The sequence below is a fragment of the Polymorphospora sp. NPDC050346 genome (assembly GCF_040655695.1).
Taxonomy (GTDB): Bacteria; Actinomycetota; Actinomycetes; order Mycobacteriales; family Micromonosporaceae; genus Polymorphospora; species Polymorphospora lycopeni.
In genome coordinates this window covers 60,868-73,068 of record NZ_JBFAKM010000021.1, presented here as the reverse complement: position 1 = coordinate 73,068, position 12,201 = coordinate 60,868, and the positions used below count along the sequence as shown (strand labels likewise).

Here is a 12,201-nt window from a genome sequence, read left to right as displayed (position 1 = left end):
GCACGGGTCCGGCCGCGCCGGCCGGACCCGTGCGCTCAGCACCAGTTCAGGGACGAGTTGACCCGGGTGACGTTGCGGACGACGTTGTTGCTGCCGTTGCAGGGATTCTGGGTGATGTTGGTGTTGGTGACGGTCAGGTTCTGGATGGTGATGTTCGACGACGGCGGGAACTCCGACCGGGCGGCGATCCGGATCTCACCACCGCCGGTGACAGTGCCGGACTGCGCGGCGATGTTCACGTTGTAGCAGTTCTCCAACAGGATCGAGTTGTTGCCGGTGTTCGAGATGGTGACCCGGTCGATCACCGCGCCGCCGCTCTCCGAGACGCAGAAGATGCCACGCCCGCCACCGCGGGCGATGACGTTGCCGACCCGGATGTTGGTCGGGTAGCTGCTGCCGATCCGGCCGTTGCGGTTGGCCATCCGGAACGCCGCGTAGCCGGTGCCGGCGCCGGCACCGTCGGCGTCGACGGTGCCGATGGTCGCGTTGACGGTGTCGTTGAGGAGCAGGCCCGACTCACCGGTGTTGCGGGCGGTCACCGTGCCGACGGTCAGGCCGTCGACGCCGTACGTCTCCACCGCGTGCGAGCCGGTGCCCTGCGCGTAGACGTTGTCGATACGGATGTTGCGGACCTTGATCGCCCGGTCGCCGCCGTGGTTGTCGATGCGTACGCCGAGCCCGCTGGAGACCCGCATGTCGATCTGGCCCAGCGTCAGGTTGTTGACGTTGCGGGCGAAGATGCCGTAGCGGGGGACACCGGTCACGGTCAGGTTCTGCACCTCGACGTCGGTGGTGCCGCGGGAGTAGACGGGTGCCTGGTCACCGGTGCCGGAGCCGGTGACGTTGACGGTGCCGCAGACGGCCAGCACCGTGTAGCTCGGCAGGGACAGCCGGGAGTTGGCGCTGATCGAGCCGGAGCCGCGCACCACGACCCGCTGCTTGCTCGTACGCCCCGGGGTCAGGCTGTTCACCGCCGCCTGCATCGCGGCGAGCATGTCGGAGCCGGTGTAGACGGTCGAGCCGCCGTTACGGGCGGTCCACGTGTTGCCGTTCAGGGTCGCCTCGGCGTTGAACGACCCGTCGCCGCAGCCGCCGCCGCTGCCGGAACCGACCCGGACCAGTTGCCACTGCTGGTTCCAGCCGCCGAGGTCCTGGTACTGCGAGATGATGCCGCCGTCGGCCGTGGACCACTCCCACACGTCCAGCGCCTTGCTGGTGTGCCGGTTGACGAAGCGGACGTGTCCGCCGTCGGAGTCGGCCAGCCGGAAGTGCTGCCGGGTGGTGCCGTTGTCGGCGTTCTGGATCAGTTGGGTGCCGTCGGTGGCGTTCGGCAGTTCGAGGAACTTTCCGCTGTGCCGCGACCGGATCTTGTAGTAGCCGTTGCCGGCGTCGACGAACTGCCACTGCTGCTGGTTGCCGTCGTTGCGGCTCCACTGCACGATCGGCGCGCCGTCGTTGGTGGCGAAGTTGTAGACGTCGATCGCCTTGCCGCTGTGTCGGGACGTGATGACGTACCAGGCGCCGGTGTCGACGGTGGCGGCCGAGGCCGGGGGTGCCTCGGCGACCTGCCCGGCGACCAAGGCACCGGTCGCCACCATGACGGTGGCCAGCCCGATGGCGAGGCCGCGGCGGGGTCTTCCGTGGGTGTGGGTTGCTGGCATGGGACCTCCCTGGGGGGTGGGTGGGGAAAGCCCGGCGTGCGGGACGGCACGTCTGTCGGAAAGGGCTTTCCGCGCCCCGCAAGGTATCGAACTACGTAGATCAGATCAAACGGTTGCCTACGTGCCGGGACGCGTGGCCATCCGTCGTACGGACGGTGACGCGGTATCGCGGCCGGCGGAACCGCTGTCTAGGGTGGTCGGGTGCTGACCCTCGGTGTCGACCTCGCGGCGGCCGACGTCCGGACCGCGACGGCGTCGATCAGGTGGTCGTCCGGGCGGGCGGTCGTCCACTCCGTAGACCTCGGCGCGTCCGACGAGCAGATCCTGGCGACGCTCCCCGATGCCGACAAGGTCGGGCTGGACTGCCCGCTGGGCTGGCCGGAGCCGTTCGTCGCGTTCCTCACCGCCCACCGGGCCGGGCACGTGTCGCCGCCGCCGGACGACGCCGCGGCGTGGCGGCGCAGCCTTGCCTACCGGACGACCGACGAGGTCGTACGCGCCGAGACCGGCCTCGTGCCGCTCAGTGTCGCCGCCGACCGCATCGGGCACGCCGCGTTCCGCTGCGCCGGGCTGCTGGCCCGGCTCGCCGAACGGGGGCGGCCCGTCGACCGGTGCGGTGACGGCCGTCTGGTCGAGGTGTATCCGGCGGCTTCACTGCTGCGGTGGGGCCTCACCCATCGCGGCTACAAGACGCCCGGGCAGAAGACCGGGCCGAACCTTCTGGTCGACGAACTGCTCGCCGCCGCCCCGTGGCTCGACCTGGGGCCACACGAACAGACCTGCCGGACGAGTCACGACGCCTTCGACGCGGTGATCGCCGCCCTGACCGCCCGGGCCGCCGCGCTCGGCCATGCGTCCCGCCCCGACGACCGGCAGCGGCGGCTCGCCTGTACGGAAGGCTGGATCGCGCTGCCCACGGGGGCCCTGACCGAGCTGGCCACCGGCTAGCCGGCCGCCTCGATGGCGACATTGATCGCCGCCTGTCGGAGCTCGTCCGAGCCGCGCCAGCCGTGTCCGGCCGGACACATCCAGTGTGGACTCTCCTCCCACTCGACGCAGCCGCCGAGCACCAACAAACCACGCTCGGCCGCTTCGAAGGCCTCCAGGCTCGGCATGCCGATGAGGACCGGTCGGCCGGTCTGGCCGCAGCGCGGACACGCGGGTTGTTCGATCGACTGGGCCGGCCGTGTCGTGTCCACCGCTCTCACCCGTGCCGTAGCCGGTCGCGGGCGTCCATGAGGGCGAAGCCGAGCAGGTTCGGCCCCCGCCATCTCGCCGGGTCGGCGGCGCGGGGGTCGTCGGCGGCCAGGCCGATGCCCCACACCCGGTCCAGCGGGCTGGCCTCCACCAGCACCCGTTCACCGGTGCCGAGCAGGTAGGCCCGCAGGTCGGGGTGCTGACCGAACTTGGCGACGCTGCCGGCCACCACGATCTGGTAGCGGTGCTCCACCCAGACGGTCTCGTCGAAGCCACGGACCTGCCGGCCCAGCGCCTTCGCCCGCTGCGGGTGCCCCGCCGCGAGGATCCGTCCGGCGGCCTCCGCGTCGCCGAACAGCGTCGCCTTCGACCACATCATGAAGTGCTCGGCGGTCGCGTACCGGGTGCCGTCGACGGTGAACGCCGCCGGCCACCACTGGCTCAGGCAGCCGGCGCCGATGCTGCCGTCCCGCTGCGGCTGGTGCCCCCAGAAGAACAGGTACTTGACCTTCGTCCCGGAGGCTCGGGCGGCGACGAGGGCGTCCACGGTCAGGGCCGGCATGGCGGCCAGTCTGCCGTACGGGTCCGACGGTCCGCCGCCGAAATTCCGGCCGGCATGTCGTACCCGGCCGGCATGCTGGGCGCCATGATCCCGTTGAGGTTCCTCAAAGGGGACGCGACCAGCCCACAGGCCAAGGGGCCGAAGGTGATCGCCCACGTCTGCAACGACCTCGGCGGCTGGGGCAGGGGCTTCGTGCTGGCGGTCTCCCGCCGGTGGCCGGAGCCCGAGCGCGACTTCCGTGACTGGCACCGGCACCGGGCCCGCAACGACTTCGGACTCGGCGCGACCAGGCTGGTGCGGGTCACACCGGACACCTGGGTCGCCAACATGGTCGGCCAGCGTGGCATCCGGACCGGCAGCAAGGGGCCGCCGATCCGCTACGAGGCGGTCGAACGCTGCCTGACCGCGCTCGCCGACCAGGCGCTCGCGTTGACCGCGTCGGTACACATGCCCCGCATCGGCTGCGGCCTGTCCGGCGGCACCTGGTCGCGGATCGAGCCGATCGTCACCCGTACGCTCTGCGAACGCGACGTGCCGGTGACCGTCTACGACGTGAGTGCCTCGACCAGCCGCTCGCCGTCCGGCCACGGGCCGTAGCCGCTCGACGTGTCGAGGTGGCCCACGTCGCCGGCGTCGAAGAGTTCCGCGCCCCAGTCCTCGGCGTACTGCTCGAACTGCGGGTACGTGGTGTACGGATCGGTCCGGCTGGCGACGACGATCGTGCGGAACGGCAACCGGTCGCGGGGCACGTCGTAGGCGAACTCGTCCGACCGCGGTGTCCAGTTCGGATCGAGGTACGGCGGCGTCACCATCAGCGCGGCCCGCACCGGACCGGTGTGGCGGGCCGCCCACACCGCCACGCTGATGCAGCCGGCACTGTGTGCGATCAGCACCGCCGGCCCGTCGTCGGCGGAGATGGCCGCGTGCAGCGCCGCCACCCGCTCGTCGACGACGTACGGCGGTCCGGGCGGGGGCGGCGCCCAGCGGGCTTCCGGGTGTGTGTCGGCCCAGAGCTGCAACCAGTGTTCGGGCCGGGGGCGCCCCCGCCCGGGCACGAGAAGGTGACGGGTCATCCCGCCGATATTAGGGTCGGCCACCGTGTCTCGCGGCCCTGCGAGGGTGATCGTCTGCGGTTCAGGCTGTGCCGGCACGGCGTGTCGACAGCCTGAACCGCAGACGATCACGGCGAGCCCGCGGCCGGGGCCCGGCCCCGCGTGAACCGGCACCGGCCCGGTGCCTGGGCCGGTGCCGGATCAGGCGGCGGCCGGACCCAGCGCCGCGAGCAGGTTGTCGACGGCGGCGTCGGACGCCCGCCGTACGCTCTCGGTCGTCGCCGCCCCCAGGTGCGGCGTCGGCACCACCCGGGGATGGGCGAGCAGCGCCGACGGCTCCGGCGGCTCGCGGTCGAACGCGTCGACGGAGTAGAGCGCGATCCGGCCCGACCCGAGTTCGACCAGCAGCGCCGTCTCGTCGACGAGCGTCGAGCGCGCGGTGTTCAGCAGTACGACGTCGTCGCGCAGCAGCGCCAGCTCGGCGGCCCCGAGCAGCGGACCGTCCGGTGACGGCGGCACGTGCAACGACACCACCTCACTCGTACGCAGCAACTCGGGCAGCGGCAGCAGCGGCACGTCGCCGGCGTCGGTGACGTACGGGTCGTGCGCCACCACCCGCATCCCGAGCCCACGGCCGAGGTCGGCGAGGCGGCGGCCGATGGCACCGAACCCGACGATGCCGAGGGTCCGTCCGGCGGCCTCCCGGCCGGGGCTGCGCCGCCAGTCGCCGGCCTTCAGCGCGGCGGCCGCCTCGGGCAGCCCGCGCAGGCCCATGAGCGCCAGGGCGACGGCGAGTTCGGCGACGCCCTGCGCGTTCGCGCCCCTGGCGGTCAGCACCTGGACGCCGGCCGCGGCCGCGGCCGCCCCGTCGATGGCGTCGCTGCCGGCACCGTTGCGGCTGATGACACGCAGCGCGTCGGCGTGCGCCAGCACCCGCGCGGGGACGGGCTCGACCCCGGCGATCCAGCCGACGACCCCCGGTACGGCGGCGACGAGTTCGTCGGTGGTCGGCTGCCGCCCCGGCGTCGGGGTGACGACCTCGTAGCCGGCGGCCCGGAGCCGGTCGACCGCCGGCGATCCCGCGACCGACATCGACCGGGGCGTCACCAGGATCCGCGCCCCGGTCACGCGCCCACCTCGCTCCGCTCGGCGGTCGCGTGAGTTCGCTTGAGCCTGCTGGTTCGCTTCGCTCACCGGCGCGCCGCCGTTCCCCGGGCACCGAGTACGCCGAGCAGCCGCTCGACCTCCGCCGCCATCGCGTCGCGGGCCGGGGCGACGTACTTGCGGGCGTCCATCACCTTCGGGTCCGCGTCCAGCCTCTCCCGTACGGCGCGGGTGAAGACCTTGTTCAGGTGGGTCGCGATGTTGACCTTCGTCATGCCACGGGTCACCACGGTCGACAGTGTCGCGTCGTCGACGCCGGAGGAGCCGTGCAACACCAGCGGCACCGGCACCGCCTCGGCGATCGCGGCGACCAGGTCCAGGTCGACGACCGCGTCCCGGGACGCCATCGCGTGCGAGGTGCCGACCGCGACGGCGAGCGAGTCGACGCCGGTGTCGGCGCAGAACCGGCGGGCGTCCTGCGGATCGGTGCGTACGCCGGGGGCGTGCACCCCGTCCTTGCCACCGACCTCGCCGAGTTCCGCCTCGACGGCGACCCCGTTGGCGTGGCAGTGCTCGACGACCCGGCGGGTGGTGGCCCGGTTCTCGTCGTCGGGGAGCTTGGAGCCGTCGTACATGACCGAGGTGAAGCCGAGGTCGACGGCCTGGTGCACGAGGTCGACGTCCTCGGCGTGGTCGAGGTGTACGACGACCGGAACGGTCGCCGCCTCGGCGAGGGCGAGGGTGGCGAGCGCGATCGGGCGCAGCCCGCCGTGGTAGCGGACCGCGTTCTCGCTGATCTGCATGATCAGCGGCGCGCCGGCGGCTTCGGCACCGGCGACCAGCGCCTCGCCGTGTTCGAGCAGGGTGGTGTTGAACGCCCCGACGCCGTACCGCCCGCTGCGGGCGGCGGCGAGGATCGGTCGTGGATCGGCGAGGGGCATGGTTTCTCTCCTATTTGCTGGCGGTTGCGGTCGCGTGGGTCCGGGTCGCGGACCGGGCGGCGTCGAAGCGGGCGCGCGGCAGCGCGTACGCGTCGGCGAGTTCCGGGCGCGGGTCGACGCGCAGCGCGGCGTGCCGCGCGGCCCGCAGCGGTTCGGTGCCGGTCCAGGCTCCGGTGCCGAGCAGGGCCAGGGTGGCGGCGCCGAGGGCGGCGCCGTGCTGGGCGGCGTCCGGCCGGCTGACCGGGCGGCCGATGAGGTCGGCGAGGACCTGGAGCATCAGCCGGCCGCGGGCACCGCCGCCGGTCGCGGTGATCTCCGGCGCGGTCGGTACGGCGGCGAGCATGGTGGCGGCGGCGTCGGCCAGGCTGAAGCCGATCCCCTCGACCAGGGCACGGGCCAGGTGGCCGTGGGCGTGCCCGAGGTCGAGGCCGAGGAAGGCGCCGCGGACGGCCGGGCCGCCCTCGGCGACGGTGCCGCCGGCGAGTGTCGGTACGCAGGTCAGGCCGTCGGCGCCGACCGGTGCGGCGGCCGCCTCGTCGAGCAGGGCGTCGAGGTCGCCGTCGCGGCCGAGTATCCCGGCCAGCCAGTTCAGGCTGCTGCCGCCGCCGAACGTCGACAGGGCCGAGATGTACAGGCCGGGCAGCACGTGGTCGAAGACGAACGGCCGGCCGACCGGGTCGAGTACGGGTTCGGTGGCGGCGACCGTCACCCAGTTCGACGAGCCGAGGGAGACGTACGCCTCGCCGGCCCGGTCGAGCCCGGCGCCGAGCGCCATGCACGAGTTGTCGACGCCGCCGGCGACGACCGGGATTCCGGCCGGCAGTCCGGTCGCGGTCGCCGCGTCGGCGGTGACGTGGCCGACGACGGCGGTCGACGGCACGATCTCCGGCCACCAGTCGGCGGGCAGGTCGAGGGCGGCCAGCACGTCCGGCAGCATCCGCCGGGTGGCGAGGTCGTAGGCGCCGCTGCCGGAGGCGTAGCTCTGGTCGGTGCGCTGGACGCCGGTCAGCCGCGCGTTGACCCAGTCCTTGCTACCGAGGATCCGGACCGTGCGGGCGGCGACGTCCGGGTGCTCGGCGCGCAGCCACGCCGCCTTGAAAACCGTGTACATGCCGCGCGGGAACCCGTTGCCGGTGCGGCCGTACCAGGCGTCCTCGGACCGGCCGCCGGGCGCGAAGTAGCCGGCGGCGGCATCCTCACCCCGGGTGTCGGACCAGATCGGTACGGCGGGCAGCAGCGGGTTCGCGTCCGCGTCGACCGGCACCATCGCCAGGCTGTGCCCGGACAGCCCGACGGCGACGACCTCGTGTCGGCCGCCGTCGGCGGCGAGCAGTTCGCGGGACGACCGGACGACCGCGTCCCACCAGTCCGCCGGCCGCTGCTCGTGGCGGCCCGGTGCCGGATAGCCGGTCTCGTACCCGACGAAGGCGGTGCCGACCACCCGGGCGGCCCGGTCGACCAGCGCCGCCTTGCAGCCGCCGGTCCCCAGGTCGAAGGAAAGAACGACCTCGCTCATGTCCGCCGGTCCGTGTCGAGTACGGCCTCGTGCTGCAGGCCGGAGCGCATGTGCGACAGCCGGGACTTCATCGTGCGGATGTCCTCCAGCGCCGTGCCGTCGCGGCGCAGCAGGACCATCGTGGCGAGGATGTCGACGACGACGAGCTGGGCGAGCCGCGAGATTGTCGGCGTGTAGATGTCGGTGTTGTCCAGCGACTCGACGACGAGCGGGATGTTGCTCAGTTCGGCCAGCGGGGTCTTCCCGCCGGTGATCCCGATGACGGTCGCGCCGCGCTCCCGGGCCACCCGGACGGTGTCCAGGATGGACACTGTCCGGCCGGTGTTCGAGATGGCCACGAACGCGGTCGTCGGCGTACTCGTCGACGCGGCCAGGAACTGCTGGTGGGTGTCGACCGGCGCCGAGCACGGCACGCCGAAGAGCGGGAACTTCTGCTCGGCGTCCATCGCCACGATGCCGGAGGCGCCCAGCCCGATGAAGACGATGTGGGTCGACGCGGCCAGCGCCGCGACCGCGCTGTCGAGGGCGGCGAGGTCGAGGTGGCGCCGTACGTGGTCCAGCGACGTGATCGAGAAGTCGAAGATCTTGCTGACCGTGGTGGCGGTGCCGTCCTGCGCCTCGATCACCGACTGGGTGGCCGGGATGCCGAGCGCGACACTCTGCGCGAGTTGGATCCGGAAGTCGTGGAAGCCGTCGCAGCCGATCGCGTTCGCGAACCGGACGATGGTCGGCTGGCTGACCCCGGCGGCCTCGGCGAGTTCGGCGAGCGTCATCGGTACGACCGCGTGCGGGTCGGCGAGCACCACGTCGGCGACCTTGCGCTCGGAGCGGCGCAGCGACTGGAGGCTGTTGTTGAGACGTTCCAGCACCGGCGGGTTGCTCATCGGGCCACCGCCAGGTCGAGGGTGCCGCCGTGCTCGGGCACGCGTACGGCGACGCCGCCGCGGGCGGCCAGGTCGAGGTCGAAGCCGTCCGGGTCAACGGTGTTGAAGGCAAACATGCCCCAATGATGTGGCACCAGGATTCCGATGCCGGCCCGGGCGCACAGGTCGACCGCCTCGGCGAAGTCGAAGTTGCCGGGGACGCCGTTGGCGAGCCGGTGCGGGTCGCGGCCGTTGACCGGCAGCAGCGCCACGTCGACGCCGAGTTCGCGCAGCCGTTCGGCCTGCCCGTCCCACGGCACGCAGTCGCCGGAGTGGTAGACGCGCAGGCCGCCGGCCTCGACGACGTACCCGAGGAAGCGGTCGTCGCCGTTGTCGTCGCGGACCCGGGTCTCGTGCGCCGACGGCACCGCCGTGACGGTGAACGGTCCGTAGGTGACCCGCTCGCCGTCGGCGAGCGGGTCGATCCGGTCGGCCGGTGCGGCCGAGCGGCGCAGCGCCTCGTCGCGCACCGGGCGGGGGCAGGCGAGCCGGGTCGCGGGCTGGGCGGCCAGCAGCGGGGCGAGGGTGTCGGGGTCCATGTGGTCGGTGTGCGCGTGCGAGCAGAGCACGGCGTGCACCGCCGGCAGACCGGCGACGGTGACCGGGGCGGGGCGCAGCCGGACGTGCGGGAAGAGCGTGCCGGCGTACTTGCGGGCCAGCGAGTCCGACAGGTACGGGTCGACGAGCAGGTGCGCGTCGCCGTACGTGAGTTGGAATCCGGCCTGCCCCAGCCACCTGGCACGCACCGTCACCGCACCTCCTGCGCGGCGTCGTACAGCCGCTCGAAGTCCGGCCCGGCGGTCGGGATGCCCAGGTCGAAGACGGCGTCGACGGCCCGGGTCCAGCCGTGTACGAAGTAGCGCCAGCCGTCCTCGACGGTCAGCCCGTCGGCCCCGGCGCGGGCCCGCGCCTGCCGCAGGAAGCCGAGTTCGCCACGGTAGTTGAACTCCCAGGCGTACCCGCCGGACGGGAAGACGGCGGCGTCGGTCAGCGGCGAGCCGGAGCGGTCCTTGCCCATGCCGGTGGCGTTGACGACCACGGCGCCGGGGGCGAGGCCGGCGAGCAGTTCGTCGTGTGTGTCGCCGGGGGAGAGGCGGTGCGTGACCCAGTCGATCGCTGGGTTGCCGCCGCCGATGTCGGTCCGGATCGAGGCGAGCCGGTCGTCGGCGATGTCGGTGACGACGACCCGGCCGGGCGCGTCGTCACCGGCCCGGTGGGCGAAGTAGTCGCAGAGCGCGAGGGCGGCGCCGCCGGCCCCCATCACCAGGACGTCGCGGCCGGCGAGCCGCGGCACGATGGCCTGCAAGGACAGCTGGCTGGTGATGGTGTCCAGCGCGTGGCCGTCGATCCAGCCGTCGCGGGCCACCAGGGCGCTGACCTCGCGCAGCCGGGCGGCGTCGTCGCTGACCCGGCGCAGCAGGTCGGTGCTGGCCGCGTACAGGTCGAGTTTGTGGGTGGTGACCAGGGCGCCGCGGGAGAGTTCGTCGTCGCGCAGGTGCGCGACCACCCGCCGGTAGACGGCCGGGTCGGCGCCGACCGGTACGTCGATGCCGACGAGTTCGACGTCGTCGAGGCCGAGCAGCGGCCGCCAGGCGGCGAAGACCCGGTGGATCGCGGACGAGCCGGTGGTGACGCCGACGAAGTACATCGTCGGGCTCGTGGCTGGGCGCAGCGTGTCGGGGGTCAGGGTCTCGGCGGTCACGGCGCGGTCCCTCCGGCCTCGGCTACCAGCCGTACGGCGTACGCGGTGTTGATGCCGAACCGGGTCGCGCCCGCGTCGAGCAGGGCGTGCACCTGCTCCAGGGAGCGGATGCCGCCGGACGCCTTGATCTCCCGGTCGGGCCCGGCGATCTCCCGCATGACGCGGACGTGTTCGGGGGTGGTCGCGATGCCCTGCCACCCGGTTCCGGTCTTCAGCGACTCGGCGCCGGCGTCGACGGCGACCCGGGCGGCGTCGCGCAGTTGACCCGCGTCGAGCAGGCCGACCTCAAGGATGACCTTGACCGGTACGCGTCCGTCGACGGCTTCGAGCACGGCGGCGACGTCGCGGGTGGCGGCGGCCAGCTCACCGGAGCGGACCAGGCCGACGTTCATGACGACGTCCATCTCCTGCACCCCGGCGTCGAGCAGCCAGCGGGCCTCGGTGACCTTGACCGGGGTGGCCGAGCCGCCGGACGGGAAGCCGACCGGGGCGCCGGCGTTGGTGGTCGACCCGGCCAGCAGCGGCCGCAGCACGGGCAGCCAGGACGGCAGTACGTGGGCGGCGACGAAGTCGCCGGTCAGCGCGTGCCGGGCCAGTTCCTCGACGTCGGCCCGGCCGTGCTGGGCCTGTACGGCGCTGATGTCGACCATGCGGGCCAGGGCCGGCCCGGTCAGCTCACCGGGGGACATAGCTGGTGTTCTCCTCGAGTCGCCACCCCGTGCCGTCGGCGACGGCCCGGTGCCGCATACCACCGGAGCGGGCGATGATGCCGTAGTCCTGCCCGGCGTCGGCCGGGTAGCAGAAGAGCGTGACGAGGTCCTCGTCGCCCAGGTTGACGCTGCGGTGGATGTGCACCGGCGGGACGTACGCGACGACGCCGGGCCGCAGTTCGGTGACGACGGTCTGCCCGTCGAGGGTCTCCATGAGCATCAGCCCGTGGCCGGACAGGCAGTGGTAGATCTCGGTCCGGTCGTGCTGGGCGTGGATGTGGCCGCGGGTCATGTGGAACTCGGTGCCGACCCGGCCGGCGGACAGGGTCGAGATCCCGGTGATCAGGTCACCGGCCGCGCCCGAGGGCCGGAACTCGTCGACGTGGTAGATCACCCGGTCGGCCTCGGTCGCCAGCCGGGCGGCGAACGCCTCGGCGTCGGCGAACAGTCCGTCGAGATCGGACAGCTTCTTCTCGTAGCGGCCGGTGCGACCCGTCATCCCCTCGGGCTTGATGACGAGTGCCGGTCCAGGCAGCGGTTCGGACACGGTGCTCCTTCTGTTCGTGCCGATGGCGGGGTCCAGCGCTCGGGTGGTGCGAACCCCGTCCGGCCGCGCTCTTCCTGATCACTTTGTAGCAAACTTACAAGCCGGTGTCACTCGCTGGCAATGTTGGCGAGCTGTGCGTGTAGCGTTCTTTCACCACCGCAGTGGCGATCTTGGGAAACCAAAACCTCATACCAGCACTAAAAGCGGACAAAACTGCTCGCGCTGAGTGTGGGTTCGAGTCATCTCGGTGTAACGTTTGAAAATCTCCCGTTGACATACCGGTAGC

Annotated in this window: 14 protein-coding genes; 2 read left to right on the top strand and 12 right to left on the bottom strand. The window is 72.7% G+C overall.

The window, feature by feature from the left end; genetic code table 11:
* Positions 1–35: 35 nt before the first annotated feature.
* Positions 36–1,598, bottom strand: coding sequence for an RICIN domain-containing protein (locus AB0I42_RS21740; protein ID WP_357539447.1), 1,563 nt, complete (start codon positions 1,596–1,598; stop codon positions 36–38).
* Between the two features lie 264 nt (positions 1,599–1,862).
* Between AB0I42_RS21740 and AB0I42_RS21735 the strand changes: the two genes are divergently transcribed.
* A complete protein-coding gene (locus tag AB0I42_RS21735; RefSeq protein WP_357539373.1) occupies positions 1,863–2,609 on the top strand; it encodes a DUF429 domain-containing protein in 747 nt (248 codons plus the stop codon).
* On the opposite strand, the gene AB0I42_RS21730 is transcribed toward AB0I42_RS21735, so the two are convergent.
* Entirely contained in the window at positions 2,606–2,860 is a 255-nt protein-coding gene (locus AB0I42_RS21730) for a hypothetical protein (protein WP_357539372.1), read from the bottom strand. The genes AB0I42_RS21735 and AB0I42_RS21730 overlap by 4 nt on opposite strands.
* Before the next feature lie 5 nt (positions 2,861–2,865).
* Positions 2,866–3,420, bottom strand: coding sequence for an NADAR family protein (locus AB0I42_RS21725; RefSeq protein WP_357539371.1), 555 nt, complete (start codon positions 3,418–3,420; stop codon positions 2,866–2,868).
* Positions 3,421–3,504: 84 nt separating this feature from the next.
* Between AB0I42_RS21725 and AB0I42_RS21720 the strand changes: the two genes are divergently transcribed.
* The gene (locus AB0I42_RS21720; protein WP_357539370.1) at positions 3,505–4,017 is read left to right on the top strand and encodes a macro domain-containing protein; all 513 of its coding nucleotides are present in this window, start codon (positions 3,505–3,507) and stop codon (positions 4,015–4,017) included.
* On the opposite strand, the gene AB0I42_RS21715 is transcribed toward AB0I42_RS21720, so the two are convergent.
* From AB0I42_RS21715 to AB0I42_RS21675, 9 genes are all read right to left on the bottom strand, one after another.
* Entirely contained in the window at positions 3,966–4,493 is a 528-nt protein-coding gene (locus AB0I42_RS21715; protein WP_357539369.1) for an alpha/beta hydrolase, read from the bottom strand. The genes AB0I42_RS21720 and AB0I42_RS21715 overlap by 52 nt on opposite strands.
* Positions 4,494–4,673: 180 nt before the next feature.
* A complete protein-coding gene (locus AB0I42_RS21710; RefSeq protein ID WP_357539368.1) occupies positions 4,674–5,600 on the bottom strand; it encodes an NAD(P)-dependent oxidoreductase in 927 nt (308 codons plus the stop codon).
* 62 nt (positions 5,601–5,662) lie between these two features.
* The gene (locus tag AB0I42_RS21705; RefSeq protein ID WP_357539367.1) at positions 5,663–6,517 is read right to left on the bottom strand and encodes a class II fructose-bisphosphate aldolase; all 855 of its coding nucleotides are present in this window, start codon (positions 6,515–6,517) and stop codon (positions 5,663–5,665) included.
* Positions 6,518–6,527: 10 nt separating this feature from the next.
* Positions 6,528–8,033, bottom strand: coding sequence for an FGGY family carbohydrate kinase (locus AB0I42_RS21700; protein WP_357539366.1), 1,506 nt, complete (start codon positions 8,031–8,033; stop codon positions 6,528–6,530).
* Positions 8,030–8,917: an SIS domain-containing protein gene (locus AB0I42_RS21695; RefSeq protein ID WP_357539365.1), complete on the bottom strand. Its 888-nt coding sequence runs from the start codon at positions 8,915–8,917 to the stop codon at positions 8,030–8,032. Before AB0I42_RS21695 ends, AB0I42_RS21700 begins: the two co-directional genes overlap by 4 nt.
* On the bottom strand, positions 8,914–9,708 hold the full coding sequence (locus AB0I42_RS21690; protein WP_357539364.1) for an MBL fold metallo-hydrolase: 795 nt from the start codon (positions 9,706–9,708) through the stop codon (positions 8,914–8,916). The genes AB0I42_RS21695 and AB0I42_RS21690 overlap by 4 nt, the downstream gene beginning before the upstream one ends.
* Complete coding sequence (locus tag AB0I42_RS21685; RefSeq protein ID WP_357539363.1) at positions 9,705–10,658, bottom strand: hypothetical protein; 954 nt, start codon at positions 10,656–10,658, stop codon at positions 9,705–9,707. The genes AB0I42_RS21690 and AB0I42_RS21685 overlap by 4 nt, the downstream gene beginning before the upstream one ends.
* The gene (deoC, locus tag AB0I42_RS21680; protein WP_357539362.1) at positions 10,655–11,347 is read right to left on the bottom strand and encodes a deoxyribose-phosphate aldolase; all 693 of its coding nucleotides are present in this window, start codon (positions 11,345–11,347) and stop codon (positions 10,655–10,657) included. The genes AB0I42_RS21685 and deoC overlap by 4 nt, the downstream gene beginning before the upstream one ends.
* Positions 11,334–11,915 carry a glucose-6-phosphate isomerase family protein gene (locus AB0I42_RS21675; protein WP_357539361.1) on the bottom strand — a complete coding sequence of 194 codons (582 nt, stop codon included), beginning with the start codon at positions 11,913–11,915 and terminating at the stop codon, positions 11,334–11,336. The genes deoC and AB0I42_RS21675 overlap by 14 nt, the downstream gene beginning before the upstream one ends.
* Between the last annotated feature and the right edge of the window lie 286 nt (positions 11,916–12,201).

Bases quoted from the DNA above. Each gene is read 5' to 3' on its own strand.
- AB0I42_RS21740 (WP_357539447.1), bottom strand. From the start codon at position 1,598: ATGGTGGCGACCGGTGCCTTGGTCGCCGGGCAGGTCGCCGAGGCACCC.
- AB0I42_RS21725 (WP_357539371.1), bottom strand. From the start codon at position 3,420: ATGCCGGCCCTGACCGTGGACGCCCTCGTCGCCGCCCGAGCCTCCGGG.
- AB0I42_RS21720 (WP_357539370.1), top strand. From the start codon at position 3,505: ATGATCCCGTTGAGGTTCCTCAAAGGGGACGCGACCAGCCCACAGGCC.
- AB0I42_RS21715 (WP_357539369.1), bottom strand. From the start codon at position 4,493: ATGACCCGTCACCTTCTCGTGCCCGGGCGGGGGCGCCCCCGGCCCGAA.
- AB0I42_RS21705 (WP_357539367.1), bottom strand. From the start codon at position 6,517: ATGCCCCTCGCCGATCCACGACCGATCCTCGCCGCCGCCCGCAGCGGG.
- AB0I42_RS21700 (WP_357539366.1), bottom strand. From the start codon at position 8,033: ATGAGCGAGGTCGTTCTTTCCTTCGACCTGGGGACCGGCGGCTGCAAG.
- AB0I42_RS21695 (WP_357539365.1), bottom strand. From the start codon at position 8,917: ATGAGCAACCCGCCGGTGCTGGAACGTCTCAACAACAGCCTCCAGTCG.
- deoC (WP_357539362.1), bottom strand. From the start codon at position 11,347: ATGTCCCCCGGTGAGCTGACCGGGCCGGCCCTGGCCCGCATGGTCGAC.